Annotated in this window: 23 protein-coding genes; 14 read left to right on the top strand and 9 right to left on the bottom strand. The window is 69.9% G+C overall.

Annotation, left to right across the window (positions count from 1 at the left end; all coding sequences use genetic code 11):
• Positions 1–897 precede the first annotated feature (897 nt).
• From ACWEPL_RS40920 to ACWEPL_RS40900, 5 genes are read left to right on the top strand one after another with little or no spacing between them, the layout of a single operon-like run.
• On the top strand, positions 898–1230 hold the full coding sequence (locus ACWEPL_RS40920) for a hypothetical protein (protein ID WP_452439366.1): 333 nt from the start codon (positions 898–900) through the stop codon (positions 1228–1230).
• Positions 1227–1853 carry an ATP-binding protein gene (locus tag ACWEPL_RS40915; RefSeq protein ID WP_452439365.1) on the top strand — a complete coding sequence of 209 codons (627 nt, stop codon included), beginning with the start codon at positions 1227–1229 and terminating at the stop codon, positions 1851–1853. Before ACWEPL_RS40920 ends, ACWEPL_RS40915 begins: the two co-directional genes overlap by 4 nt.
• Positions 1799–2563 (top strand): alpha/beta fold hydrolase, encoded by a 765-nt coding sequence (locus ACWEPL_RS40910; protein ID WP_452439364.1) that lies wholly within the window; start codon positions 1799–1801, stop codon positions 2561–2563. Before ACWEPL_RS40915 ends, ACWEPL_RS40910 begins: the two co-directional genes overlap by 55 nt.
• 31 nt (positions 2564–2594) lie before the next feature.
• Positions 2595–3860 carry a cytochrome P450 gene (locus ACWEPL_RS40905; protein ID WP_452439363.1) on the top strand — a complete coding sequence of 422 codons (1266 nt, stop codon included), beginning with the start codon at positions 2595–2597 and terminating at the stop codon, positions 3858–3860.
• Positions 3857–4576 carry an IclR family transcriptional regulator gene (locus tag ACWEPL_RS40900; RefSeq protein WP_452439362.1) on the top strand — a complete coding sequence of 240 codons (720 nt, stop codon included), beginning with the start codon at positions 3857–3859 and terminating at the stop codon, positions 4574–4576. The genes ACWEPL_RS40905 and ACWEPL_RS40900 overlap by 4 nt, the downstream gene beginning before the upstream one ends.
• 50 nt (positions 4577–4626) lie before the next feature.
• Here the strand turns inward: ACWEPL_RS40900 and ACWEPL_RS40895 are convergent, their stop codons facing one another.
• The 3 genes from ACWEPL_RS40895 to ACWEPL_RS40885 all read right to left on the bottom strand — a co-directional run bounded on the left by ACWEPL_RS40895 (position 4627) and on the right by ACWEPL_RS40885 (position 9543).
• Positions 4627–6384, bottom strand: a complete 1758-nt coding sequence (locus ACWEPL_RS40895) for an ABC transporter ATP-binding protein (protein ID WP_452439361.1) — start codon at positions 6382–6384, stop codon at positions 4627–4629.
• Between the two features lie 142 nt (positions 6385–6526).
• Positions 6527–8215 carry an ABC transporter ATP-binding protein gene (locus ACWEPL_RS40890; RefSeq protein WP_363970882.1) on the bottom strand — a complete coding sequence of 563 codons (1689 nt, stop codon included), beginning with the start codon at positions 8213–8215 and terminating at the stop codon, positions 6527–6529.
• A gap of 77 nt (positions 8216–8292) precedes the next feature.
• Complete coding sequence (locus ACWEPL_RS40885; RefSeq protein ID WP_452439360.1) at positions 8293–9543, bottom strand: MFS transporter; 1251 nt, start codon at positions 9541–9543, stop codon at positions 8293–8295.
• A 45-nt stretch (positions 9544–9588) separates the two neighbouring features.
• Here ACWEPL_RS40885 and ACWEPL_RS40880 point away from each other — a divergent pair, with 45 nt between their 5' ends.
• The 5 genes from ACWEPL_RS40880 to ACWEPL_RS40860 are packed head-to-tail and all read left to right on the top strand — an operon-like array spanning position 9589 to position 16599.
• Entirely contained in the window at positions 9589–13083 is a 3495-nt protein-coding gene (locus ACWEPL_RS40880) for a nitrate reductase subunit alpha (RefSeq protein WP_452439359.1), read from the top strand.
• The gene (gene narH / locus ACWEPL_RS40875) at positions 13083–14690 is read left to right on the top strand and encodes a nitrate reductase subunit beta (RefSeq protein WP_452439358.1); all 1608 of its coding nucleotides are present in this window, start codon (positions 13083–13085) and stop codon (positions 14688–14690) included. The genes ACWEPL_RS40880 and narH overlap by 1 nt, the downstream gene beginning before the upstream one ends.
• Positions 14687–15253: a nitrate reductase molybdenum cofactor assembly chaperone gene (gene narJ, locus ACWEPL_RS40870; protein WP_355197250.1), complete on the top strand. Its 567-nt coding sequence runs from the start codon at positions 14687–14689 to the stop codon at positions 15251–15253. Before narH ends, narJ begins: the two co-directional genes overlap by 4 nt.
• Entirely contained in the window at positions 15250–15930 is a 681-nt protein-coding gene (gene narI / locus ACWEPL_RS40865; protein ID WP_363970874.1) for a respiratory nitrate reductase subunit gamma, read from the top strand. The genes narJ and narI overlap by 4 nt, the downstream gene beginning before the upstream one ends.
• Before the next feature lie 48 nt (positions 15931–15978).
• Positions 15979–16599, top strand: a complete 621-nt coding sequence (locus ACWEPL_RS40860) for a phosphotransferase (protein WP_452439357.1) — start codon at positions 15979–15981, stop codon at positions 16597–16599.
• A gap of 7 nt (positions 16600–16606) precedes the next feature.
• On the opposite strand, the gene ACWEPL_RS40855 is transcribed toward ACWEPL_RS40860, so the two are convergent.
• The gene (locus tag ACWEPL_RS40855) at positions 16607–17272 is read right to left on the bottom strand and encodes a phosphotransferase (protein ID WP_452439356.1); all 666 of its coding nucleotides are present in this window, start codon (positions 17270–17272) and stop codon (positions 16607–16609) included.
• A 10-nt stretch (positions 17273–17282) separates the two neighbouring features.
• Positions 17283–17783: a GNAT family N-acetyltransferase gene (locus ACWEPL_RS40850; RefSeq protein ID WP_350725569.1), complete on the bottom strand. Its 501-nt coding sequence runs from the start codon at positions 17781–17783 to the stop codon at positions 17283–17285.
• A 61-nt stretch (positions 17784–17844) separates the two neighbouring features.
• Here ACWEPL_RS40850 and ACWEPL_RS40845 point away from each other — a divergent pair, with 61 nt between their 5' ends.
• Together ACWEPL_RS40845 and ACWEPL_RS40840 are read left to right on the top strand one after the other, a co-directional pair.
• Positions 17845–18924 (top strand): serine hydrolase domain-containing protein, encoded by a 1080-nt coding sequence (locus tag ACWEPL_RS40845; RefSeq protein WP_452439355.1) that lies wholly within the window; start codon positions 17845–17847, stop codon positions 18922–18924.
• Positions 18925–19010: 86 nt separating this feature from the next.
• Positions 19011–19226, top strand: coding sequence for a hypothetical protein (locus ACWEPL_RS40840; RefSeq protein WP_363970866.1), 216 nt, complete (start codon positions 19011–19013; stop codon positions 19224–19226).
• A 63-nt stretch (positions 19227–19289) separates the two neighbouring features.
• On the opposite strand, the gene ACWEPL_RS40835 is transcribed toward ACWEPL_RS40840, so the two are convergent.
• The 3 genes from ACWEPL_RS40835 to ACWEPL_RS40825 are packed head-to-tail and all read right to left on the bottom strand — an operon-like array spanning position 19290 to position 20620.
• Positions 19290–19697, bottom strand: coding sequence for a hypothetical protein (locus ACWEPL_RS40835; RefSeq protein WP_350725575.1), 408 nt, complete (start codon positions 19695–19697; stop codon positions 19290–19292).
• Complete coding sequence (locus ACWEPL_RS40830) at positions 19694–19942, bottom strand: hypothetical protein (protein ID WP_185068507.1); 249 nt, start codon at positions 19940–19942, stop codon at positions 19694–19696. Before ACWEPL_RS40830 ends, ACWEPL_RS40835 begins: the two co-directional genes overlap by 4 nt.
• A 54-nt stretch (positions 19943–19996) precedes the next feature.
• Positions 19997–20620: a TetR/AcrR family transcriptional regulator gene (locus ACWEPL_RS40825; RefSeq protein ID WP_363970864.1), complete on the bottom strand. Its 624-nt coding sequence runs from the start codon at positions 20618–20620 to the stop codon at positions 19997–19999.
• An 80-nt stretch (positions 20621–20700) separates the two neighbouring features.
• Here ACWEPL_RS40825 and ACWEPL_RS40820 point away from each other — a divergent pair, with 80 nt between their 5' ends.
• Both ACWEPL_RS40820 and ACWEPL_RS40815 read left to right on the top strand, forming a co-directional pair.
• Positions 20701–22128, top strand: coding sequence for a DHA2 family efflux MFS transporter permease subunit (locus tag ACWEPL_RS40820; RefSeq protein ID WP_452439354.1), 1428 nt, complete (start codon positions 20701–20703; stop codon positions 22126–22128).
• On the top strand, positions 22125–22919 hold the full coding sequence (locus ACWEPL_RS40815) for an SDR family NAD(P)-dependent oxidoreductase (protein ID WP_363970860.1): 795 nt from the start codon (positions 22125–22127) through the stop codon (positions 22917–22919). The genes ACWEPL_RS40820 and ACWEPL_RS40815 overlap by 4 nt, the downstream gene beginning before the upstream one ends.
• Here ACWEPL_RS40815 and ACWEPL_RS40810 read toward each other — a convergent pair.
• Positions 22907–25024 carry an RtcB family protein gene (locus tag ACWEPL_RS40810; protein WP_452439353.1) on the bottom strand — a complete coding sequence of 706 codons (2118 nt, stop codon included), beginning with the start codon at positions 25022–25024 and terminating at the stop codon, positions 22907–22909. The genes ACWEPL_RS40815 and ACWEPL_RS40810 overlap by 13 nt on opposite strands.
• Positions 25025–25144 lie beyond the last annotated feature (120 nt).

The following is a 25144-nucleotide window of genomic DNA, read 5'->3' as shown; positions in this document are numbered from 1 at the left end:
AACACCCGAGTGCAACGCGAACACCGCCACACCACCCGACATCCAACGCAGCACCACCCGACGTCCCGGCGCGCGCATAGGCCTAACCGCTAAAGTCCCGGCGTCGCGCTCAGACCCTCGCCACACGTGTACGTCGCCGGGAGGGTTATGGCTTCACGAGATGCTCCAGGCTGAGGGCCGGTTGGGGCGCAGCAACCGTGCTCTCTGCTCCGTTGGTGTGGCGCGATGGCCCATGTACGCCCACGTCCCTGAGGGGGGCCATACTTGCGCCAAGCGAGGTCGTCCCTTCGTTGGCCGAATACAGCAGCAGCGTCGGGGCCGCCAGGGGTGAGTTTGTTGGCTACCGGGAAACCCACGGACGCTTAGCTCTGCGGTCATCGTGCCTTGAGGACTTGAGGACTTGGGGGCTTGAGGGGCTTGAGGGCTTGAGGGGCTTGAGGGCTTGAGGGGTGGCGCGCACCGTCCGGCTCTCGGTGCGTTCGCTGAGCACCTCCACCGACACACCTTGCCGGCGGGCGACCAGCACCGATGTCGCGGCGTCCGACGTCTCCCGAACCAGCGGCCGCCACCCGATCAGCCGTCGACGATGAGACAAACGGCGCCGACGCCAGCAGGAACGGAGCCACCAAAGAAAGAATGACCCCTGGGATGCCGCGCCAGCGTACGGCATCCGGCAAGGACGCATAACGGCGGCGATGAGATCAGACGAATCCGCCATCCCTGATGACCGGCGCCAGCCCCGAACCCGAGGATCTGGGCGAGTACGCCGCCCCCGCACGTCGCGTCGTTCCCTTTGTCTACGAAGTAGCCCGCGCCACCACGCCCCGTTCGATCTCACGTCACCGGCATTGACCGGGGAGAACGAGCGCGCGGTCCTCGAAGGAGTCACTGCGGGCTTTGCGCGGGCTTTCACCGCTGGACGTGGCGCATCAACAGAAAGATCCACATCTTGCGGCATTCGCGTTGACAACGGCTTTGTTTCGACCGATGCTTTCTTCGCTGCACGCCCACTTTTTGACCATCACGCCCAATATTTGGGCATCCGGAGAAGCCGACGCCGTGTTCGCGATGCATCGCTTGAAACCCGAGTTCGGACGCGCCGCAGCCGCCTCAGGGCGGCCCATGCAGGGCGGCGTGGGATCGGAAGCGTCCGACGACAGGAACGTCACGCAATGCCCTGGTGGCGTATTGACCTGTCATTTACCGCCAATCACAGCGGGGGCGCCGTGAATGTCGCCACCGAACTTCAGAGCCGGCTGCTCTCCCGCTGGTGCGATCTGCCGCGCTCGCCGATCGCGTCATCCATCGCCCGCCGCTGGGTGTCGACGATGCTCGTCTCCTGGGATCTGCCTCTCTGTCCCGCGCATGAGGCGACGATCGCTGAACTGACCAGCGAGCTGGTCACAAATGCGGTCCAACACGCGGTCCCGCCCGCTTGCGGATCTCCCGACATTAGGATCAACGTTCGAGTGGGGGGCGCCACGATCTGGCTGGCGGTATGCGACCACGATCCGACCCTCCCGACGCGGCGTGCCCCTGACTTCCTCGCCGAAAGCGGGCGTGGGCTGTTCCTGGTTGAGGCGCAGGCCGACCAGTGGGGCACCGTCCAGCATGCAAACGGCAAGTACGTCTGGTTCAGCCTGGACTGCGTCGGCGGCACCGGACGTGCGGGTGAGATGCCGCCCGCCACGGCATCCGGCGACTGCTCCGCATCCGACGCCACGAACGCATCCGACGCCACGAACGCATCCGACGCCACGAACGCTTCCGACGCCACGAACGCTAAGGAGAATCCGTCATGTCCCCCGTCGTCCTTCCCCATGACGTCCTCGGTTCCGGGCCCCACCGCGTGATCGCGTTGCATGGCTGGTTCGGAGATCGCGGCTCCTTCGGGAAGATTCAGCCCTACCTGAACGGCGAGGCCTTCACCTACGCCTTCCCCGACTACCGGGGGTACGGCGAGGCTCGCGATCTCACTGGTGAATACACTCTCGCTGAGATCGCCGCCGATGTGACGGCGCTCGCCGACAAGCTGGGGTGGGAGACCTTCTCCTTGATCGGTCACTCGATGGGCGGGACGGCGATGCAGCGGGTGATGCTGGACGCGCCCGGCCGGGTCCGCAAGCTCGTGGGCATCTCTCCGGTGCCGGCCTCGGGCGTGCCGTTCGACGACGAGGGGTGGGCGCTGTTCTCCGGCTCCGCCGAGGAGCCCGCCAACCGTCGCGCGATCATCGATCTGACCACCGGCAACCGGCTTCCGGATGCCTGGCTCGATGAGATGGTCGACAACTCGCTGCGGAAGTCCACGGTGACCGCTTACCGGGCCTACCTGGACGCCTGGGCCCGCACCGACTTCCACTCCGAGGTGGTCGGAGCCACCACGCCAGTGTTCGTCGTCGCCGGCGAACACGACCCCGCGCTGTCCGCCGATGTCATGCGGGGCACATGGCTGCAGTGGTACCCGAACGCCGAACTGCTGACATTCGCGGACGCCGGCCACTACGCGATGGACGAGACGCCGTTGGCTCTGGTGTCCGCCGTCGAACGCTTCCTGGCCGCCTGACGATCTCTTGGAGGGGCTGCCCGTGACCTGTATGAGTACGACGGCCAACGTGTTCGACCCGCGTATCTACGCACAGGGCATCCCGCACGAGACGTATCGCTGGCTGCGTGACCACGACCCCGTGCGCTGGCAGGAGGAGCACCAGGTTGGGAACTGGCCGGCGGGGCCCGGTTTCTGGGCGGTGACCCGTCACGCGGATGTCGTGCGCGTACTTCGCACGCCGACCGAGTTCAGCTCCTGGCTCGGCGCCACCCAGATCCGCGACCCGGACCCCGCCGACCTGTCGTTCATCCGGCAGATGATGCTCAACCTTGATCCGCCGGACCACGGCTGGCTCCGGCGGATCGTCTCCGGCGTGTTCACCGCCAGGCGCATCGAACGCTTCACCACCGGTATCGCGGCACGAGCACGGCTGCTCATCGACGAGATCGCCGAGCGAGGCGAGTGCGACCTGCCGGCGGACGTGACCGATGACTACCCGATCCACAACCTCGCGGATCTCCTCGGCATCCCGCCCGAGGATCGCGGCCGGATCCTGGAGTGGACGAACCGCGTGATCGGCTACCAGGATCCCGATCACGCAAGCGCCGTCCACGGCCCGGATGGCAAACCGGTCAATCCACGATCCCCCGCCATGCTCACCGACATGTTCGAGTACGCTCACTCACTCGCCGCCTACAAACGCCGGAATCCGGCAAGCGACGTCATGACCGCGCTCGCCACGGCCGAGGTGGACGGGCGGCGTCTCACCGATCCCGAATTGTCGATGTTCTTCTTTCTCCTGGTGATCGCGGGCAACGACACCGTACGTTCGGCTCTGCCAGGCGGGATACTCGCCCTGCTCGACCACCCTGACCAGCATCGTCGCCTGCTGGACCACCCCGAACTCCTCGACTCGGCCATCGAGGAGATGCTGCGCTGGCATCCCCCCGTCCTCAGCTTCCGCCGCACCGCCGTACACGACACAGTCCTGGCCGAACGGCACATCGCCGCAGGCGACAAGGTCGTCGTCTTCCATGCTGCCGCCAACTTCGACGAGCGCCGCTTCCCCGACCCGACGCGTTTCGACATCGCGCGCTCGCCCAATGACCACGTGTCGTTCGGCGACGGACCGCACGTGTGCCTCGGCTCCCGTTTCGCCCGGCTGCAACTCCGCGTGTTCTACCGGGAGCTGCTCTGGCGGCTGCCGGACGTGCAACTCGCCGGGCCGCCCGTCCGGCTGGTGTCGAACTTCATCGGCGGCATCAAGCACCTGCCCCTGCGCTACACCCCCGCACCTTCCCTAGGCATCGAATGACCCCTGACCAGCAAGACCCGGCCCCTGACCAGCAAGACCCGGCTGCCTCCACGACCGGCTCGAAAACGATCGACACCGGCCTGCGACTCCTGGAGATTCTCAAGGACCATCCGGACGGGTTGACGATCACCGAACTCGCCCAGCTCGCCCGGATCCATCGCAACGCCGTCTCCCGTCACTTGACAGCACTCGGCAACCACAGGCTGGCCGCCCGGGTGGGCACCCGCTTCACCCTCGGCCTCGGCATCGTCGAACTCAACGCCGCCGTCCAGCACAGGCTCCGCAGCGCGGCCGCCGCAGCGCTCCAGGTGCTCGCCGACGCCTGCAACGCCACCGCTTTCATCACGGTGCTCGACATCGACGAGAGCCAGGCGGTCGTTCTGACCGTGACCGAGCCGCGCGTCTCGCAGATCCACGTCAGCTATCGCGCCGGCACTCGGCATCCGGCGAACCGCGGCGCCTCAGGGATCGCCATCCTGGCCGGCCGCCCGCCCCTCCCCGGGGAGCGCTCGGAGATAACGCAGGCCCGCGCCACCGGCTACTCGGTCACGGCAGGAGAGCTACAGCCAGGGGCATGGGGCATCGCTGCCCCGATCGTCGCAGCGGGGCGCCCGGCCGACGCAAGCGTGGGCGTGGTGACCATCGGGACGCGGGATGAGAACGAGATCGCCCCACGCGTACGGCTCGCCGCAAGCGAGATCGCGCGACTCCTCTGACTTCCTCGCCTGCGGACGCCAAGCCGGGGAGCCGACGTGACGATCCTCGTTCAGGAACGGGTGGTGGTCGGAGTGCCGTGCCAGCTGGTCCAGAGGGCGGCGTAGGAGCCGCCCTCTGCCACCAGGTCATCGTGGGAGCCCAGCTCGCTGATCCGGCCGTCCTCCACGACCGCCACCCGGTCGGCGTCGTGGGCCGTGTAGAGGCGGTGGGCGATCGCGATCACGGTGCGGCCGTCGAGGACGGCGGCCAGCGAGCGTTCGAGGTGGCGGGCCGCTCGGGGGTCGATGAGGGAGGTGGCCTCGTCCAGGACCAGGGTGTGCGGGTCGGCGAGCACCAGGCGGGCCAGGGCGAGTTGCTGCGCCTGGGCGGGTGACACCGCCAGGCCTCCGGAGCCCACCTCCGTCTCCAGGCCCCTGGGCAGGGCGAGGACCCAGCCCAGGGCGTCCACTGCTTCGAGCGCCTGGCGTACGGCCGCGTCGGAGGCGTCCGGGCGGGCGATCAGCAGGTTGTCGCGCAGCGAGCCCTTGAACACGTGGTGCTCCTGCGTCACCAGCGCCACGTGCCCCCGCAGTTCGTCCAGCGGCAGGTCCACGAGCGGGACCCCGCCCACGGACACCGAGCCGGTGCGCGGTCCGTGGATGCCCGCCAGCAGCCGGCCCAGCGTGGACTTTCCGGCCCCAGAAGGGCCCACCATGGCGAGTCGTTCGCCGGGCCGGACGGTCAGGGACACGCCGTGCAGCACGTCCCGGCCCTCCCGGTACGCGTACCGGACGTCGGACGCCTCCAGCAGTTCGCCCGAGGGACGCGAGGAGCCGGCCGCACGGTCGTCGGGGACGTTGGCCACGCCCAACAGCCGGGCCATGGAAGCCCCGCCCACCTGCAGCTCGTCGATCCACGACAGGAACCTGTCCAGCGGGTCGATCAGCTGCTGCGCGTAGAGCGTGGCGGTGGCCACCTGGGAGAGCGCCACCCAGCCATTGGTGTAGAACAGGCCCCCGACCAGCAGCGTGGTCACGACGGGGATCACGTAGCCGAGCTCGACGGCGGGGAACCACACCGTGCGGAGCCCGAGCGTGTAGCGCTCGGCGGCGAAGGAGCGGGTGATGTCGTCGTCGGTACGCGATCGGCGGCGCGCCTGCAGGCCGAGCGCCTCCACGGCACGGGCGCCCTCGACGGTTTCGGCCAGCCCTTCCGTCATGTCGGCATAGGCGGCGTTCTCGCGGAGGTAGCCGTCTCGTGCCCGCTTCAGGTACCAGCGCGTGGAGACCCAGATCACCGGTACGGCGATCAGCATCGGCAGCATCAGCAGGGGGCTGACCAGCAGCAGCGCGCCGACCGTGATCAGGAAGGTGACCAGGGCGATCAGCGTCTCCGGGACGGCGTTCCGTACGGTGCGGGAAAGTGAGTCGACGTCGCGGGAGGTACGGGTGATCAGGTCGCCGGACCCGGCCCGCTCGACGGTGGACAGCGGCAGCCCGAGCACCCGGCCCACGAACTCCTCGCGTAGCTCCGCCAGCACCTTCTCGCCGAGCCTGGCGGAGGCCAGCACCGCGAACCGCATGAGCGCGCCCTGCAGCAGCAGGAAGCCTCCGATGGCGGCGGCCACGACGGCGACGTTGACCTCGACGCCGTACTGGACGTCCTCCACCAGCCCGCCGAGCTGCCACGGCACCGCCAGCCCCGCGACGGCCGCCAGGCCGTGCAGGGTCAGCGCGATCGTGAGCTGTCGCGGGTAGCGGAGGGTGAGCCGCCTGGCGTAGGCACGCACCTGTTTTCGATCGGCGACCGGCAAGATCTCGCGGGCCATCCTGCTTCACCCCTTCCGAACGAACGAGCGAGCGAGCGTTCCGAATGTGCACCGTGCCCGTCGGTGGTGGTCCCATCCGTCCCGGAGTCGAGAGCCGAGGGTGGGCAGGGGGCAGCGCTTCCCGTGGGTCCGGGGCATGAGGTCAGTCCTCTCCGCGGGTCACGGTGGCGGCGTAATGTGGCGAGCTGTCCAGCAGTTGCCGGTGCGTGCCCTCGGCGAGCACCCGCCCGTCCTGCACATAGACGACGTGGTCGGTACGGTCGAGCACCAGCGGGCTGGTCGTGCAGATCAGCGTGGTCTTGCCGGCCCGGGCCTTGGCGAGGCGTTCGGCGATGCGGGCCTCGCTGTGGGCGTCGACGGCGCTGGTGGGTTCGACCAGGATGAGCACCTCCGGGTCGGCCAGCAGCGCCCGGGCCAGGCGCAGCCGCTGCTGCTGCCCGCCCGAGAACTCCCGCCCCGCCTCGGCCACCGTGGCGGACAGCCCGTCGGGCAGCGCCTCCACGATGTCCTCGGCGCAGGCCGCGTGCAGGGCCTCGCGCAGTTGCGCGTCGGAGGCCTCGCCGCGCACGTCGAGCTCGTCGCGCAGGCGGCCGGTGAACAGCCGGGCGCCGTTGTCGGCGACCAGGATGCGGGCGCGGACCTCGTCGATGGGCAGCGTGGACAGGTCGACCGGGCCGAACGTGACGTCGCCGTCGGCGTAGCGGCCGAGCCGGTCGGCGATGGCGATGGCGTCATCGGAGGTGTCCGCCGCGACCGCCGTGAGGCAGCCGGGCTGAAGGGTCACGCCGCTGTACGAGTCGCGCAGGACGCCGCCCGCGCTGGTGCCGGTGCCGCCGGTGACCTCGGGCTGGATGGCCAGGATCCGGATCACGCGCCCGGCCGCCACGTGGCCCTTGGTGAGCTTGTCGGCGGCCTCGGTGAGCGTCCGCATGGGGCCGATCAGGAAGACCGCGTAGAGGTAGAACGCGACGAGCTGCCCGGTGGGGATCTCCCCGGCGACCGCGAACGAGGCGCCGACGCCGGTGACGGCCGCGATGAGCAGGCCGGGCAGCACGATCTGGGCGCCTTCGAGCACGGACTCGACCCCGGCCACGCTCACCCCGGCCCGCCGGACCCGCTGCGACTCGGCCCGGTAGCGGTCGGCGAAGACCTGCTCCCCGCCGATCCCGCGCAGCACCCGCAGGCCCGCCACGATGTCGGCGGCCCTGGTGGACAGGTCGCCGGACAGCTCGCGCTGCCTGGCCTGGCGCCTGTGCAGGGGCCTGAGCAGCGGCCCGACGGCCGCGGTCATGAGCGGCACGCCGAACAGGACCAGCAGCCCGAGCGGCAGCGAGGTCGAGATGAGGATCACCGTGACGGTGACGATGGCCACGATGGAGCCGGTGCCGCGCAGCAGGATGTCGATGGAGTTGCCGATGTGAGCGATGTCGGAGTTGCCGACGCTGACGACCTCACCGGTCGAGAGCCGCTTCGGCAGCGTGGCGCCCAGCCGGGCGGACTGCCTGGCGGTCAGCTGCACGGTGCGGTACGCGGCGGCCAGCCAGTTGTAGACGGCCATCCGGTGCCGCATGATCCCGGTGAACGCCTGCATCAGCCCCAGGCCGAACAGGACCGAAGCCCAGAGCAGCAGCCCCCCGGTGTCCTTGGCGGTGACGGCGTCGATGCCCTTCCCGAGCGCCGCCGGCATCAATGCCTGCACCAGCCACCACAGGGTGGCGAAGCCGATGCCCACAAGAAGGTGTGCCGACTGCCGCCGCGCGTTCCACCACAGGTAGCGGAACGGGCTGCGAATGTCGGGCACGCCGGGATCGGCTTCAGGAAGGGATCGCATGGCCTGACAAGGTTGACAAGGCGCACCCCGGCTCGGCAAACGGTTTTCGAGCAGCTGGAACGTACGAAAACCCGCCACTAGAGCGTCCGGAATGCCCGGTACGTGTACGTGAGCGCCGCCAGCGCAGTCACCGCCAGCAGCAAATACCCCACCGTGTACGCCCCCGTCGCGGTGAAGACGACCCCCATCACCAGCGGCGGGAAGTACCCGCCCAACCCTCCGGCGGCCCCGACGAGCCCGGTCACCGTCCCCACCCTGGACGCCTCGACCAGCCTGGCCACCAGCGCGAACACGCCGCCGGTCCCGAGGCCCAGGAAGAACGCCATGAGCACGAAGCTCAGCCCGGCGGGCACCTCGGGCGGCGGCCTCAAGGCCAGCACCAGCGCCATCACCACGGTCCCGCCGAGCGCGACGAACAGCACCCTGACCGGCCCGATCCGGTCGGAGAGCGCCCCGCCCAGCGGTCTCGACAGCACGGCCGCGATCGAGAACCCGGCCGTACGTAGCCCTGCGTCGGTCTGAGCGAAGCGGTACACGTTCTGCAGCAAGGTCGGAAGATAGGTGGAAAAGGCCACGAAGCCGCCAAAAGTCACCGCATAAAGGAATGCGCACTGCCAGGTCGCCTTGATCCGCACCGCCTCCCGCATCCCACGCAACGCGGCCGCCCCCGCGACCGATCCGGCCGGCGCCCCCGCGACCGACCCCGCTGCCGCCCCCGCGACCGACCCCGCTGACGCCCCTGCGGAGGACCCCGCAGGCGACCACGCGGGCGAGTCCCGGCTGCCGCCCAGCATGATCACCCCCATCAGCGCCAGCACCGCCGCCATCAGCACATGAGCCCCCGCCCGCCCGAACTCCTCCACCAGCCGCGGCGTGCAGAACGAGGACAGCGCCGTGCCACCCATGCCCGCCCCGAAGACCCCGGTCGCGAACCCCCGGCGCGCGGGCTCGTACCAGGCGTTCACGAACGGGATGCCGACCGCGAACGACGTCCCCGGAATCCCCAGCAGGAACCCCCAGAACAGCGCCCACCCATACGAACCGGACCACCCTACGAACAGCACCGGCACGATCGACACGAAGCAGACGGCCGCGAACATCCGCCGCCCGCCGAGCCGGTCGGTGAGCACCCCCACCGGGATCCGCCCCAGCGCCCCCACCACCACCGGGATCGCCACCAGCAGCGAGGTCTGGGTCGGCGACAGCCCCAACTGCCTGCTGTAGCTCCCGGACAGGGGCCCGATGAGGTTCCACGCCCAGAACGTCACCGCGAACGCCGCGGTGGCCAGGGCCAGGTTCGACACCTGACCTTTACGAAGCTCAGACATACACCCTGTGTAACAGAGAGTCACTATGTGTGATGAAGTGGGGGTATGAGTGTGGAGGAGCTCCTGCTGAAGACCGGTCGCTATCTGCGCAGGTCGGTCACCAGCGCCGATCTGCACACCCTCTACCTGAAAGGCGGCGTCGAAGGAGACGTCTTCTACCGTGACCGGTGGAGTCACGACAAGGTGGTCCGCTCCACGCACGGCGTGAACTGCACGGGCTCGTGCTCGTGGAAGGTGTTCGTCAAGGACGGCATCATCACCTGGGAGGCGCAGGAGACCGACTACCCGAGCGTGGGCCCCGACCGCCCCGAGTACGAGCCGCGCGGCTGCCCGCGCGGCGCCGCCTTCTCCTGGTACACCTACTCGCCGACCCGGGTCCGCTACCCGTACGCCCGGCGCGTCCTCGTCGAGATGTACCTGGAAGCGAAGAAACGCCTGAACGGCGACCCCGTGGACGCATGGGCATATGTCGTGAAAAACCCGTTGAAAAGGCGTCGCTACCAGTCCGCCCGAGGCACCGGCGGCCTCGTCCGCGTCACCTGGGACCTCGCCACCGAGATGATCGCCGCCGCCCACGTCCACACCATCCAGCGGTACGGCCCCGACCGGATCGCCGGCTTCTCCCCCATCCCCGCCATGTCGATGGTCTCCCAGGCGGTCGGCTCGCGGTTCCTGTCGCTGATCGGCGGCGCCATGCTCTCCTTCTACGACTGGTACGCCGACCTGCCCGTGGCCTCCCCCCAGGTGTTCGGCGACCAGACCGACGTGCCGGAGTCGGCCGACTGGTGGGACGCCGCGTACCTGATCATGTGGGGCGCGAACGTCCCCGTCACCCGCACCCCCGACGCGCACTGGATGGCCGAGGCCCGCTACCGGGGCCAGAAGGTCGTCGTGGTCTCCCCCGACTACAGCGACGCCGCCAAGTTCGCCGACGAGTTCGTCAGCGTGCGGCCCGGCACGGACGGCGCGCTGGCCATGGCCATGGGGCACGTGCTGCTGAAGGAGTTCTTCGTCGAGCGCGCGACGCCGTACTTCACCGACTACGTCAAGCGCTTCACCGACCTGCCGTTCCTCGTCCGGCTCGAGGAGCGCGCGGGCGCGTACGTGCCCGGCAGGTTCCTCACCGCCAAGGACCTGGGCTCCCAGGAGGAGGCGGCCGAGTGGAAGACCGTGCTCATGTCGGAGGCCGGCGAGCCCGTCGTGCCGAACGGCTCGGCCGGCTTCCGCTGGACCGAGTCCGGCAAGGGCCGCTGGAACCTCGACCTCGGCACCGACCCCAAGCTCACCCTGTACGGGGGCGAGCCGGCCGAGGTCCTGCTGCCGCGCTTCGACGGCGGCGGTTCGGTACGCAGGGGCGTCCCGGTGACCAGGGTCGGGGAGCACCTGGTGACCACGGTGTTCGACCTGCTGCTGGCCCAGTACGGGGTGGCGCGCGACGGGCTCCCGGGCGTCTGGCCGGCGGGCTACGAGGACGCCGGGGAGCCGTACACGCCGGCCTGGCAGGAGGAGATCACCGGCGTGCCCGCCGGGAGGGCGGTGAAGATCGCCAGAGAGTTCGCGAAGACGGCCGAGTCGACCCGGGGCCGATGCATGATCATCCTCGGGGCGGGCACCACGCAGTGGTTCCACGGCGACACGATCTACCGGGCGTTCCTGTCGCTCCTCCTGCTGACCGGCTGCCAGGGCCGCAACGGCGGCGGCTGGGCGCACTACGTGGGCCAGGAGAAGTGCCGGCCCCTGGGCGGCTGGGCGCTGCTGGCGGGCGCCCTCGACTGGGCGCGGCCGCCGCGGCAGGTCCCGGGCACGCCGTACTGGTACCTGCACACCGACCAGTGGCGCTACGACCACTTCGACGCGGGCGACCTGGCCTCGCCCCTCGGCCCCGGCACGTTCCGCGGCAAGCGCACCGCGGACCTGGTGGCGGAGGCCGTCAGGAACGGCTGGATGCCGATGGCCCCGACGTTCGACCGCAACCCCCTGGAGCTGGGCGACGCCGACGACCCCATCGCGTACACGCGCGAGGAGCTCCGCTCGGGCCGGCTCGGCTACGCCGCCGAACGCCCGGACGACCCGCGCAACTGGCCCCGCGTGCTCATGCTCTGGCGTTCGAACCTCCTCGGCTCCTCCGCCAAGGGCAGCGAGTACTTCCAGCACCACCTGCTCGGCGCCATCTCGAACCTGGAGGACGCCGACAACCGGGCCCCGAGCGGCAAGCTGGACCTCCTGGTCACGCTCGACTTCAGGATGACGTCCTCGACGATCTTCTCCGACATCGTGCTCCCGGCCGCCACCTGGTACGAGAAGCACGACCTGTCGTCCACGGACATGCACCCGTTCGTGCACGCGTTCAACCCGGCGATCAGCCCACCCTGGGAGACAAAGACCGATTTTTCGGCCTTTCATGCCATCGCTCGCACCTTCAGCAAGCTCGGCGAGAAGCACCTCGGCATCCGCAGGGACGTGGTCGCGACGGCGTACCAGCACGACACCCCGGGCGAGCTGGCGATGGGCGGCGGGCCCGAGCTCAAGGTGGTGGAGCGCGACTACGGCGCCATCGCCGAGAAGCTGGCGGCGCTCGGCCCTCTCACGGAGAAGCTGGGGATCCCGGTCAAGGGCGTGACGTTCATGCCCGACGAGGAGGTGGCCTGGCTGGGCCAGGCGTGCGGCCTGGTGCCGCGCGGCGCGGCCAAGGGCCGGCCGGAGCTCGACACCGACGCCAAGGCGTGCGAGGCGATCCTGGCGCTGTCGGGCGTCAGCAACGGCAGGCTGGCCGCGCAGGGCTTCAGGCAGCTCGCCGAGCGTACGGGCACCGACTTCGAGGACCTGGTCAACGTGTGGCACCGGATCGTCTTCTCCGACACCCAGGCCAGACCGGTGCAGGTCGCCGCCAGCCCCGAGTGGTCGGGCAAGGAGTCGCACGAGCGCCGCTACTCCCCCTTCACGATCAACGTCGAGAACGGCAAGCCCTGGCACACGCTCACCGGCCGCATGCACTTCTTCCTCGACCACGACTGGATGCACGAGTACGGCGAGTCGCTGCCGATCTACCGCCCGCCGCTGGACCTGGCCGCGCTGTTCGGCGAGGCCGGCACGCTGCGCTATCTGACCCCGCACAGCAAGTGGTCGATCCACTCCGAGTTCCAGGACAACCTGCTCATGCTGTCGCTGTCGAGGGGCGGCCCGACGATCTGGATGTCGGTCGAGGACGCGGCCGGGCTCGGGATCGCGGACAACGACTGGATCGAGGCGGTCAACCGCAACGGCGTGGTCGTGGCCAGGGCGATCGTCTCGCACCGCATGCCGAAGGGCACGGTGTACATGTACCACGCGCAGGAGCGCCTGATCGACGTGCCCAAGTCGGAGGCGACCGGCCGCAGGGGCGGCATCCACAACGCGCTGACGAGGGTGCTCATCAAGCCCACCCACATGATCGGCGGCTACGCCCAGCTCTCGTACGGCTTCAACTATTTCGGCCCCACCGGCAACCAGCGCGACGAGATCACCACCATCCGCCGCAGATCACAGGAGGTGCGCTTCTGATGGCCACGATCATGGCCCAGATCGCCATGGTGATGAACCTGGACAAGTGCATCGGCTGCCACACCTGCTCGGTCACCTGCAAGCAGACCTGGACCAACCGGTCGGGCGTCGAGTACGTCTGGTTCAACAACGTCGAGACCCGCCCCGGCCAGGGCTACCCGAGGCGCTACGAGGACCAGGAACGCTGGCGCGGCGGCTGGACGCTGGACAGAAAGGGCAGGCTCAAGCTCAGGGCGGGCGGCCGCCTCCACAAGCTGCTCACCATCTTCGCCAATCCCCTCATGCCCGCGCTCCGGGACTACTACGAGCCCTGGACGTACGACTACGAGAACCTCATCAAGGCGCCCCTCTCCGAGGACGTCCCCGTCGCGCCGCCCAGGTCGCTCATCAGCAACCAGACCACCAAGATCGAGTGGAGCGCCAACTGGGACGACGACCTCGGCGGCGACCCCTCGCCCGACCCCGTGCTCGCCAAGGTGTCGGACCAGGTCAAGCTCTCCTTCGAGCAGGCGTTCATGTTCTACCTGCCGCGCATCTGCGAGCACTGCCTCAACCCGTCGTGCGTGGCCTCGTGCCCGTCGGGCGCCCTGTACAAGCGGGCCGAGGACGGCATCGTGCTGGTGGACCAGGACAAGTGCCGGGGCTGGCGCATGTGCGTGACGGGCTGCCCGTACAAGAAGATCTACTTCAACCACAAGACCGGCAAAGCGGAGAAGTGCACGTTCTGCTACCCGCGCGTGGAGGTCGGGCTGCCGACGGTCTGCTCGGAGACCTGCGTCGGGCGCCTGCGCTACCTCGGGGTCCTGCTGTACGACGCCGAACGCGTGGCGGCGGCCGCCTCGGTGGCCAATGAGCGCGATCTGTACGAGGCCCAGCTGGACCTGTTCGTCGACCCGTACGACCCGGCGGTGGATGCCGCGGACCTGCCCGCCGACTGGGTGGAGGCCGCGCGGCGATCCCCGGTGTACGACCTGATCAAGAAATATCGGATAGCACTGCCGTTGCACCCGGAGTACCGCACCCTCCCGATGGTCTGGTACGTCCCGCCGCTCTCCCCCGTCGTGGACGCGCTCGCCGAAGGCGGCCACGACGGCGAGGACGCGGTCAACCTGTTCGCCGCCATCGAGTCGCTCCGCATCCCCGTCGGCTACCTGGCCGAACTGTTCTCCGCCGGCGACCCGGCGCCCGTGACCGCCGCGCTGCGCCGGCTGGCGGCGATGCGCTCGTACATGCGCTCGGTCAACCTGGGCGAGCCGCCCGTCCTGGCGGAGACGGGCCTGTCGGAGGAGCAGATACGCGACATGTACCGGCTGCTGGCGCTGGCCAAGTACGACGAGCGGTACGTGATCCCGACCGCCTACGGGAACATCCCGCCCGGGATCGTGGAGGAGGGCGGCTGCAGCCTCGACTACGACGGCGGGCCCGGGATGCAGGGCCCGTTCGGCGAGGCGTCGGGCCGGCCCGTCCCGGTATCGGTGGAGACCTTCCACAGCCTGAAGCAGCGCCAGACCAGCGAGGAGGTCACCCACGACCGGGTGAACCTGCTCAACTGGGACGGCCGCGGCGCCCCCGCCGGCCTGTTCCCGACCAAGAGGAGAAGACCATGAGCAGCGCCGTCGTGGGGGCCGTCGTCTGGCAGGCCGCCGCCCACCTCCTCGCCTATCCCGACGAGCGGTTCTGGCACCGGCTCCCGCTCATCAAGGAGGCCGCCGAGCCGCACTTCGGGACGTTCCTGGCGCGCGTCTCCGACCTCGGGCCCGGCGAGCTGGCCGCGCACTACGTGGAGACGTTCGACCTGCACCGGCGCTGCTGCCTCTACCTCACCTACTACACCGACGGCGACACCCGCCGCCGCGGCCGGTCGCTGGCCGCGCTGAAACAGCGCTACCGGGCGGCCGGGTGGGAGCTGATGGACGACGAACTGCCCGACTTCCTGCCGGTGCTGCTGGAGTTCGCCGCGCTCGATCCTTCGGGCGCCGAACTGCTCAGGGAGCACAGGCTGGGGCTGGAGCTGCTGCTCACGGCCCTGACCGACTGCGACTCGCCGTACGCGTACGTGATCGGCGCGGTGTGCGCGGCCCTGCCGCCGATCACCGCCGCCGAGCGGCTCCAGGCCACGCGCCTGGCCCAGGCCGGGCCGCCGGCCGAGACCGTGGGGGGTTACCTGTGAGCTGGGCGGAGAGCACGCTCTGGGTGGTCCTGCCGTACCTGACCCTGCTGGTCTTCGTGGGCGGGCTGATCTGGCGCCACCGGTACGACAAGTTCGGCTGGACGACCCGCTCGTCCCAGCTCTACGAGAGCCCGCTGCTGCGCGTGGCCAGCCCGCTGTTCCACTACGGCCTGGTCTTCGTGATCGTCGGCCACGTGACCGGCCTGCTCATCCCGGCGAGCTGGACCGACGCCATCGGCGTGTCCAACGCCGCCTACCACCTGAACGCCCTGGTCTGGGGCGGGCTCGCGGGCCTGGTCACGCTGGTGGGGCTGGCCCTGCTGATCTACCGCCGCCGCGCCACCGGCCCGGTGTTCATGGCGACCACGGCCAACGACAAGGTGATGTACGCGGTGCTGGCCGCCTCGATCGTGGCGGGCGTGGTGACGACGGTCACGGGTTACGTGCCGAGCGACGTCAGCTACCGGACCACGGTCGCGCCCTGGTTCCGCGGCATCTTCATCCTCCAGCCGGACGCCGCCGCGATGCGTCAGGCCGACGTCCTTTACAAGGTGCACACGCTCATCGGGATGGCACTGTTCGTACTTTTCCCGTTCAGCCGCCTGGTGCATGCTCTTTCCGCCCCGTTGGGCTATTTGTTCCGTCCTTACATCGTGTATCGGAGTCGCACGCGATAGCGTGCCGGAGCGTCTGGCAGGGGCGGGAGTAGGCCAGAATCGACCCTTGTGAAGCACGGGTACACCAACAGCACAGTCGGCGACGGCGCCCTGGTCGTGAAGTGTTACCAGGGCCCGGAGGCGGCGTTCCGGCTGGGCACGGAGAGCAGATACCTGCGCCGGCTGCGCGGCCGGCTCCCGGTCCCCCGCGTTCACCAGGTCACCTCGACCAGCCTGACCACCCGCTTCGTCTCCGGCGCCCACGGCCAGGACCTCATCGACGAGGGGCACGGCGCCGAGGTGCTCGCCGAGTGCGGCCGGGTCCTGTCCGGCATCCACCGGCTGGGCATCGTGCACGGCGACTTCGGCCCGCAGAACATGCTGTTCGACCCGGCCACGTTCCGGACGACCGCGATCCTCGACTGGGAGTGGGCCCACCCCGGGCGCCCGGTCGAGGACCTCGCGTGGTGCGAGTGGATCATCCGCAGCCACCACCCGGAGCACGTTCCGCTGCTCTCGCGCTTCTTCGCCGCCTACGACGGGCCCGTCCCCTCGTGGGGGGAGCGCCGGGAGGCCATGGTGGCGCGCTGCCGCGACCTGATCGACTTCTGCGCCCGCTGGGAGCCCGGCGGGGCAGCCGAGAAGCTCTGGTACGAACGCCTCGAAACCACGGCCGCCTGGACGGAGTAGCGGCGCCTCACCGCAGGCCGCGGATCAGCTCCACCGCCGCGTCCACCAGCCCGGCCTCCCGCTCGGTGAGCGCCCTGTCGGCGGCCCGGCGCGCCCCGGCCCGGTCGAGCCCTTCGCCGAAGTCCATGGCGGCGCCCAGCCCGGCGACCAGCGCGACGAGGCCCCGCCGCGCCACCTCGGCGAACTCGACCTCGTCCACGGCCGCCTGCGCGAAGATCACCGCGGACATCGCGCAGTCGAACCCGGGCGGCCCGTCCTGGCTGTTGCACCAGTCGATCACGACCGGGCCCCGGGGCGTCAGCATGACGTTGTCGGGGTGCAGGTCCAGATGGAGCACCCGGTCACCGGGGTCGGCGGACGCCAGCGCCGGGATCTCGTGCAGCCGCCGCAGCAGCCCCGCGATGATCCCGCCCGCCTCCTCGGCCGTGATCTCCCCGTCGGACAGCGCCCGCAACATCGTCGGCCCCGACAGCCGCCCCATCACCAGCTCGGTGGCCGCCCCCGCGTCGGGGTAGAGCTCGGGCACCGGGTATCCGTGGCCGGCCACGTGCGCGATGACCGCCGCCTCCCGCCGCGCGTCGATCGGTATCCGGTAGCGGCGCAGGACCCGCTCGTCGTCGATCGCGTACACGTCCGCGGTGCGCCCGGACCCCAGCAGCTCGCCGACCTCCATGCGGCGCAGCCTACCGACGCTGGCCGTAGACGTGGACCGGCTGGCCCCGGTACTCGGTATCGCGCAGGTGGGAGTGGCCGATGCGTTCGGCGACGGAGACGGACCGCGCGTTGCCGGGCAGGATGAGCGAGATCACTTCCGTCGCGCCGAGCGTGCCGAAGCAGTAGTCGAGGGCCGCCCGTGCCGCCTCGGTGGCATAGCCCTTGCCCCAGTGGTCGCGGGCCAGGCACCAGCCGACTCCCAGCCCCGGGAAGCCGTAGGGCCGCCAGGGCCCCGCCCGCCCGGCGAACCGGCCCGTGGCCTTCTCGACCAGCGCCCAATGCGAGTAGCCGCGGATCTCCCTGTGCCCGATGAACGTGGCGAGGCTCCGCCAGGCGTCGGCCCGGGAGGTCCCCACGCTCTCCGCCAGCCCGTCCGCGACCTCGGGATCGGCGAGCATCCTGGCGTAGTCGTCGAAATCATCGCCCGTCAGCGGCCTCATGACAAGTCGTTCCGTCTCGAGCACGACCATGACCAGGAGTATGCCAAAAAATCCGTGGCCCGCCCGCGGGGCGCCGGGCTACTTTCCGTCCATGGCCGAGATCCATGGTGTGTGCGAGGACCGCTTCGGCGAGGTGCGCGAGCTGCTGGCCGCCTCCCTGGACAAGGACGACGTCGGCGCCTCGGTGGCCGTCCACGTGGACGGCGAGGCGGTGGTGGACATCTGGGGCGGGTACGCCGACGCGGCCCGTACCGTCCCCTGGGAGCGCGACACCATCACCAACGTCTGGTCCACCACCAAGCCGATGACGGCGCTGTGCGCGCTGATCCTCGCCGACCGGGGCGAGCTCGACCTGGCCGCGCCGGTCGCCGCCTACTGGCCGGAGTTCGCCGCCGCGGGCAAGGAGCGGGTGCTCGTACGCCACCTGCTCTCCCACACCGCCGGCCTGCCCAGCTGGGACGAGCCGATGACGGTCGAGGACCTCTACGACTGGCGGCTGGCCACGACGCGGCTGGCCGGGCAGGCGCCGCGCTGGGAGCCCGGCGCCGAGGCCGGATACCACGCGATCACCCAGGGTTTCCTGGTCGGGGAGGTCGTCCGCCGCGTCACCGGGCGCAGCCTGGGCGCCTTCTTCGCCGAGGAGGTGGCGGAGCCGCTGGGGGCGGACTTCCACATCGGCCTCGCCGCCGGGCACGACCCCAGGGTCGCGCCCGTCATCCCGCCCCCGACACCCATGGAAGCCCCTCCCGACCTGCCCGCCAATCCCGCGCTGCGGCCCGAGGAGGCCAACACCACCCCCTGGCGGCGCGCCGAGATCCCGGCCGGCAACGGGCACGGCAACGCCCGCTCGGTCGGCCTCGTACAGTCGGTCCTGGCCTGTGGCGGGACGCTGCGCGGCGTGCGGCTGCTGTCGGAGGAGGGCTGCGCGCGGGCCGTCGAGGAGCAGTTCCGGGGCTTCGACCGGGTCCTGGGCACGCGGATGTGGTACGGCATGGGCTACGGGCTGCTGGAGCCGCGTACGTGCTTCTGGGGCGGGATGGGCGGCTCGCTGGTCGTGATCGACCTCGACGCCCGCATGACGGTGGCGTACGTGATGAACCGGATGCTCAGCCAGGGCGACGACCGTGGCATGGGTTTCCTGCTGGCCGCCTACCAGGCGCTGTCCTCCTGACGCATTTGTGGCCGCTCTATAGCAGTCTTGTAGGACCGTCCATGATCGTTGTATGCGGAACCCCCCGGAGGAAGGGAAGATCACGCATGCGCGTTCGTGCAGGTATCGTCGCCGCGGGCATCGCGGCGCTGGCCGCCATCGGCATCGCCGCCCCCGCCCAGGCCGCCAGTTGGACATACATCGGCGAATACACCAGCTACAGCAAGTGTGTGGACATGGGCCAGTCGTACCAGCGTGAGGGCTGGGACGAGTACAAGTGCACGCTCAACGGCACCGGCTGGTACTACCTCTGGGTCAGGTAGTCCCCGATTCCCGGCGGCGCCTCCTCGCGAGAGGGGGCGCCGTTCGCGTGCCGGGACGCCGCTCTAGGAGACCTGGCGGGACTCGTCGTTCGCGCTGCTGCGGATCTGCTGGATGCGCTGCTTGGTCAGGCCGAGCAGCTCGCCGATGTCCCCGTCCGACAGGCCGAGCTCGTGCATGTGCTTGACGCGCTTCTTGAGCGTTCGCGTGTAGTCCTCGGCGATCGCGGCGGCCTGGCGCTGGAGGGCGGCGAAGTCGTCGAGGTCCTGCTCCGACAGGCCGGGCAGCGCGTAGTGGTAGACGGGCTTGGGCGCCTGCGGGCGGTCGGCGAAGAGGAACGGCAGCCCTTCGGCGACGTCCCCGTGCAGCTCCTTCAACGTGCGGGCGGACATGCCGCCGGCCACGCCGTCCACCTGGGCCAGCCACAGGCTGCCCGCCAGGGTGATGTGAACGTCAACGCGGTCCGCGGTCATGGATCCTCCAGCCAGTCGTCACCGAACAGGTGCGCGAGCCCCCGTTCGAGGGAGTCCACCAGGTGCGGGGTCTCCCCAGGGTAGAGCGGGACGATCGCGCGGGCCGCGACCCGGCCCTCGGCGTCCCACAGCAGGAGGAATCGCTGGCGTTTCGTCGTTTCCGCCCAGTCGCAGCGCAAGCCATGGGTGTGGGAGAGCCCGATGATCCGATCGCGGATGGCCGCATAGTCGTCTCGTTCCACCACACGCGGCAGACTATATAGCTTGCCCGCTACCGACAAGGGACCTTGTCGGCGAGATTAGTCAGCACCCCAGGCGTCGAGGAACGCCCGGACCGCGGCGCGGGCCAGCTCTCGCAGCTCGCCCTCCGGGATCGTACGGGTGCCCATCTGGGAACGGGCCTCCAGCGGGCCGACGAGCAGAGCCATGAACTGCTCGGCCGCGATGTCGGGATCGGCGGCGCGCAGGCGCCCCGCGAGCGCGAGCCGGGCCATCCGATCGGCGAGGGCCTGGTTGAGGCGGTCCGGGCCGCTCTCCTTGACGATATCGAGGATGTCGGGAAAGCGAAGGATCTCCGAGTAGAGCAGCCGGCGCAGCGCGCACGAGCGCCCGTCGGTGTGCAGGCGCAGCAGCTCGTCGGCGACACCCTCCAACGTGGCACGCAGGTCCTCGCCCGGGTCGGCCAGCGGCTCCAGGGCGGCCAGGCGGGCGTTCAGCGTCATCTGCGCGGCGGCCTCGACGGCGCTCCTGAACAGGGTGGCCTTGTCCGTCATGTGGTTGTAGACCGTCGGCTTGGCCACGCCCGCCTCGTCCGCGATGTCCTGCACGCACGCCTGCGCGTAGCCGAGCCGGGCGAACACGGCGAACGCCCCCTCCAGGATCGCCTGCCGCTTGTCGATGCGCCCGCGCGTGGTGGTGGCCATGCCTCCGAATTGTACCCGCTAGTTCAACTTCATGGACGTACGGGTTGCGAGCGAACGAATGAGGTAACTAGTTTGAACCCATGAGTTCAAATGAGCCGGACGACCGGCTGGACGCTCGGCTGCTGGGCATGATCGGTGTGATCCTGCTCGGCGGCCTGCTGGGCATCCTCAACAGCACGATGGCCGCCGTCGCCATCGACACCCTGGCCGCGACCTTCGAGACCTCGCTCAGCACGATCGGCTGGACGTCCACCGGGTTCCTGCTGGCCGTGACGGCCACCATCCCGTTCACCACCTGGGCCGTCGACCGCTTCGGCGGCAAGCGGCTGTGGCTGGCCGGGCTGGCGCTGTTCCTCGCCGGATCGCTCGGGGCCGGGGTGGCCTGGGACGTGGGCGCCCTGATCGTGTTCCGCGTGGTGCAGGGGTTCGGGGCCGGGCTGCTCGACCCCCTCGTGCTGATCCTGCTGGCCCGCGCCGCCGGGCCGCGCCGGGCCGGGCGGGTGATGGGCCTGATGGGCGTGGTCCTGTCCCTGGGACCCGTGCTCGGGCCGATCGCGGGCGGCGCCGTGCTGGCCGGCCTGTCGTGGCGGTGGATGTTCCTGCTCAGCGTGCCCGTCGGCCTGGTGGCGCTGCTGCTGGCGCTGCGCGTGATCCCCGCCGACGAGCCGTCCGAGGAATCGTCGGCGCGGCTCGACGTCGTGGGGCTGGCGCTGCTCGGGCCCGGGTTCGCGGCCGTCGTCCTGGCCCTGTCGCAGACGGCCGAACAGGGGGCGTTCACCGCCTGGCAGGCGCTGCTCCCCCTGGGCGTGGGCGCGCTCCTGCTGCTCGCCTACGCGGCGCACGCCCTGCGTGACCGTCGAACTCCACCGCTGATCGACCTGCGGCTGTTCACCAACCGGGGCTTCACCGCCAGCGTCGCGATCATGGGCCTCGGCGGGCTGGCCCTCTTCGCCGCCCTGTTCGCCCTGCCCCTGTACTACCAGCAGGCCCACGGGCACGGCGTGCTCGCCGCCGGGCTGCTGATGGCGCCACTGGGGCTCGGCGGAGCGCTCGCCATGCCGCTGGCCGGGCGGCTCTCGGACCGCCTCGGCGCCCGCGGCCTGGCCACCGGCGGCGCGCTCGTGGCCGGGCTCAGCGCGCTGGCCTTCACCCGGATCGGCGCGGACACGCCCGAGATCTGGCCGGCGCTGGCGGCGTTCACGATCGGGCTGGGCAGCGGGTGCTTCAGCGCGCCCACGATGGGCTCCCTCTACCGGGCCCTGCCACCGTCCATGGTGGCGCAGGGCAGCTCGGTGCTCTACATGCTCAACCAGCTCGGCGCGGCGCTCGGCGTCGCCGTGGTCACGCTCATCCTCCAGACCTCCGGAGACGTGATCACCGGCTTCCACGGCATCTTCTGGCTCGTCGTGGCGGTGATCGTGATCATCCTGGCCGCCGTCCCGCTCCTGCCGGGCCGGCCCCGTACGGAGGCCATGACGGAAGCGGAGCCCGCGAGGAGCGCGTCATGAGGACACTGGTGATCAGCGGCGGCACGGACGGCATGGGACGGGCCCTCGCCCGCACCTACCTCGAACGGGGCGACACCGTGGCCGTCATCGGCCGCGACAGGTCCAAGGCGTTGCCCGGAGCGGTGTTCATCCCGGCGGACCTGAGCCTGATCAGCGAGAACCGGCGGGTGATCGCCGAAATCAACGCCGAATTCCCGGCTGTGGACGCGCTCGTGCTGTGCGCGCGCTACTTCCGCACGCACCGGTTCGTGACGGCGGAGGGCCTGGAGGGAACGTTCGCGCTGGACTACCTGAGCCGCTTCCTCCTCAGCCACGGCCTCACCGCGCCCCGCCTCGTCGTGAACGTCTCAGGCCCCGGACAGCCGACCGGCCTCATCCGCTGGCACGACCTCATGCTCGAACGCGGGTACGACGGCATGGCCGCCCAGTTCCAGGCCGGCAAGGCGAACGACCTGCTGGGCGTGGCCTTCGCCGCCCGGCACGGCAGCCGTACCCGCTACGTCCTCATGCATCCCGGAGGCGTCTCGACGAGCGTCGCCGGCGAGTACGACGCGGCGACCGCCGCACACGTGGAGGCGCTCAAGAAGCACGGGCTGCCGGTCGAGGAGGGCATCAAACCGATCGTCGCCCGCATCGACGACCCGCCCGCCGAGCCGCTCAGCGCCTTCATGCGAGAGCGCCGGATCGCCCTCGACCCCGGGTCCTTCGACCCGGCCGCCGCGGAACGACTCCACGAGCTCACGCTGAAGATGATCGGCTCGGCGGGGAACCGAGTGTCCTACCCCTTGTAGTTGAAGATCTGGCGGAGCGTGTGCTGGACCTCCACGAGATCCTGCTGGTCCGCCATCACCTGGTCGATCGACTTGTACGCCTCGGGGTGCTCGTCCACCAGCGCGGCGGCCCGATCCGCGTTCCAGGTGCGGCCGCCCATCGCCGCCTTGAGCGAAGCCGCGGACAGCTCCCGCTTCGCCTTGGTACGCGACATGCGGCGGCCCGCGCCGTGGGAGCACGAGTTGTACGACTCGGGGTTACCGCGACCGCGCACGATGTACGAGCGCGTGCCCATCGAGCCCGGGATCACGCCCTCGTCACCGGTGTCGGCCTTGATCGCGCCCTTGCGGGTGATCCACAACGTCTTGCCGTAGTGGGTCTCCTGCTGGGTGAAGTTGTGGTGACAATTCCGGGTAAGGATGTTGTCTTCCAGCGCGAAGGCGTGGGTGCCGTCCACCACGGCACAGAACACCTCTTCGACCCGGTCGGTGTCCTCGACGGCCAACACGGTCCAGCCCCGCCGTTCCACCGCACCGCGACCCGCCTCGAAGCGCTCCCGATGTTCCGGGATGAGGAAGAACGAAGGGTCGAGGTCCCCGCGCATCAGCCCCAGAAGATAGAGCGAGGTCGGCTTGGTTCCAAAGCCGACACGCTTGTGCTCGCGGATCCCGTACGTGCCGACACCAATCAGGTTGCAGATTACGCGTACCTGCTCCAGGTGCTTGCGGGAGGCCGAAGCGAGAGTGGGCCGTCCGGTCCTACCGACGTCGCCATCGGCAGCGAAGTATCCGGCCAGCCAGCCATACAGGTAAGAAGGTGCGCTGTCGAGGGGTGGCATGCTCGTCTTCCAATCGACGGGCAAGCCGTTGATCACCTTCATATTGTCGTACGTCCGCAGCGGTCTGCCGATCCCCTCGAAGAGTTCCAGCAGGTGGAGGTCCTTCTCGCCACAGAAGGTCGCACGGGACCTGTTGGGGGACGACACCGATCCGTCACCGAAGACGAAACCCCGGGCCGCACCTGTCCTGTCCACGCCCATGCCAGCTGGTCTCTTGGCGAAGGTCCAAGCGAGACGGTCGCCTCCCTTCAGCTGGGCCGTTGTCACCTCAGCGGGCCGCTTCCCCCAGTACCGGGTGCCGCCGCTGCTGTGCGCCCGGAGAAGCCACCGATGCTCAGGGGTGGCGTAGACGACCTTCTCGACGCCGTTCCGCGACAGCCGTACGCGCATGAGCTTCTGATGGCCGAAGGATCGGACGGGAGCCTTGACCCATTCGCCATCGGTACTGAGCAACTCATGGACGCCGCCGGACAGTTCGGCGATGGGCCGCACGCCTCCGCTCGTCATCACCCCGGTTTCGCCGGCGAAGCAATTGATCGTACGGACCCGCTCGCCCTTGCCGACGACCCTGAACAGGGCGTTGATCAGGACCCGGTCCATCCGCGCCCGCGAGGCCATGGCGTAGTGCTGCGCCCACAGCATGTCCTCGATGTACGCGGTGAACTCCGGCGTGCTCTGCACGAGATACGCCAGGTCCGGGTCCTCCAGGCCGGCGGCCTGCTGCTTCATCAGCTTCTTCGCGCCCGTGATGTGCATCTGGGCGAGCTGGTTGCCGATGCCGCGCGACCCCGAGTGCAGCACCGTCCAGACGTGGTCCCGCTCGTCCAGGCAGACCTCGACGAAGTGGTTGCCCGAGCCGAGCGTGCCGAACTGGTCGCTCACCTTCTTGGTCTGCTTGGGGGTGAGGTCGGTGTACGGGAGCCCGAGGTCGCTGAGCGCGCGGTCGACCGCCGGGTCTTCGTGCCCCTTGCCGACGCCGGCGGGAATGCGGTGCTCCACCATCGGCATCAGGGCGGCGAGGGTCTCGGGCAGGTCGGCGGCCGTGAGCGTCGTCTCGGTGGCCACCATGCCGCAGCCGATGTCCACGCCGACGGCGGCCGGGATGATCGCGTTTTCCGTGGGGATCACCGAGCCGACCGTCGCACCGATGCCGACGTGCGCGTCGGGCATGAGAGCGACGTGGCCGGAGACGAACGGCAGGCGGGCGGTGCGCGCGGCCTGCGTGATCGCGCCTTCGTCGATCTCGCTGGCCCACGACAGCAGGTTCGGTGCGGGCTGGTTAGGCATGGGATGAAATCTCCTCACTGGTTCTTGATCAGTGTGGCGTGACCAGGAAGGATTTCCCACCCATTATCGAGGACAGGGTGATTTTTGCGGTTGCGAGCAGGTGCGACTCCCAGACGCCCA

It is taken from the genome of Nonomuraea sp. NPDC004186, from assembly GCF_053603495.1.
This window is presented reverse-complemented; position numbering and strand designations above follow the sequence as displayed.

What these genes read in the sequence shown, in the direction of transcription:
- ACWEPL_RS40910 (WP_452439364.1), top strand. Translation starts at nt 1,799, where the DNA reads ATGTCCCCCGTCGTCCTTCCCCATGACGTCCTCGGTTCCGGGCCCCAC.
- ACWEPL_RS40905 (WP_452439363.1), top strand. Translation starts at nt 2,595, where the DNA reads ATGAGTACGACGGCCAACGTGTTCGACCCGCGTATCTACGCACAGGGC.
- ACWEPL_RS40900 (WP_452439362.1), top strand. Translation starts at nt 3,857, where the DNA reads ATGACCCCTGACCAGCAAGACCCGGCCCCTGACCAGCAAGACCCGGCT.
- ACWEPL_RS40895 (WP_452439361.1), bottom strand. Translation starts at nt 6,384, where the DNA reads ATGGCCCGCGAGATCTTGCCGGTCGCCGATCGAAAACAGGTGCGTGCC.
- ACWEPL_RS40890 (WP_363970882.1), bottom strand. Translation starts at nt 8,215, where the DNA reads ATGCGATCCCTTCCTGAAGCCGATCCCGGCGTGCCCGACATTCGCAGC.
- ACWEPL_RS40885 (WP_452439360.1), bottom strand. Translation starts at nt 9,543, where the DNA reads ATGTCTGAGCTTCGTAAAGGTCAGGTGTCGAACCTGGCCCTGGCCACC.
- ACWEPL_RS40880 (WP_452439359.1), top strand. Translation starts at nt 9,589, where the DNA reads ATGAGTGTGGAGGAGCTCCTGCTGAAGACCGGTCGCTATCTGCGCAGG.
- narH (WP_452439358.1), top strand. Translation starts at nt 13,083, where the DNA reads ATGGCCACGATCATGGCCCAGATCGCCATGGTGATGAACCTGGACAAG.
- narJ (WP_355197250.1), top strand. Translation starts at nt 14,687, where the DNA reads ATGAGCAGCGCCGTCGTGGGGGCCGTCGTCTGGCAGGCCGCCGCCCAC.
- ACWEPL_RS40855 (WP_452439356.1), bottom strand. Translation starts at nt 17,272, where the DNA reads ATGGAGGTCGGCGAGCTGCTGGGGTCCGGGCGCACCGCGGACGTGTAC.
- ACWEPL_RS40850 (WP_350725569.1), bottom strand. Translation starts at nt 17,783, where the DNA reads ATGGTCGTGCTCGAGACGGAACGACTTGTCATGAGGCCGCTGACGGGC.
- ACWEPL_RS40845 (WP_452439355.1), top strand. Translation starts at nt 17,845, where the DNA reads ATGGCCGAGATCCATGGTGTGTGCGAGGACCGCTTCGGCGAGGTGCGC.
- ACWEPL_RS40840 (WP_363970866.1), top strand. Translation starts at nt 19,011, where the DNA reads ATGCGCGTTCGTGCAGGTATCGTCGCCGCGGGCATCGCGGCGCTGGCC.
- ACWEPL_RS40835 (WP_350725575.1), bottom strand. Translation starts at nt 19,697, where the DNA reads ATGACCGCGGACCGCGTTGACGTTCACATCACCCTGGCGGGCAGCCTG.
- ACWEPL_RS40825 (WP_363970864.1), bottom strand. Translation starts at nt 20,620, where the DNA reads ATGGCCACCACCACGCGCGGGCGCATCGACAAGCGGCAGGCGATCCTG.
- ACWEPL_RS40820 (WP_452439354.1), top strand. Translation starts at nt 20,701, where the DNA reads ATGAGTTCAAATGAGCCGGACGACCGGCTGGACGCTCGGCTGCTGGGC.
- ACWEPL_RS40815 (WP_363970860.1), top strand. Translation starts at nt 22,125, where the DNA reads ATGAGGACACTGGTGATCAGCGGCGGCACGGACGGCATGGGACGGGCC.
- ACWEPL_RS40810 (WP_452439353.1), bottom strand. Translation starts at nt 25,024, where the DNA reads ATGCCTAACCAGCCCGCACCGAACCTGCTGTCGTGGGCCAGCGAGATC.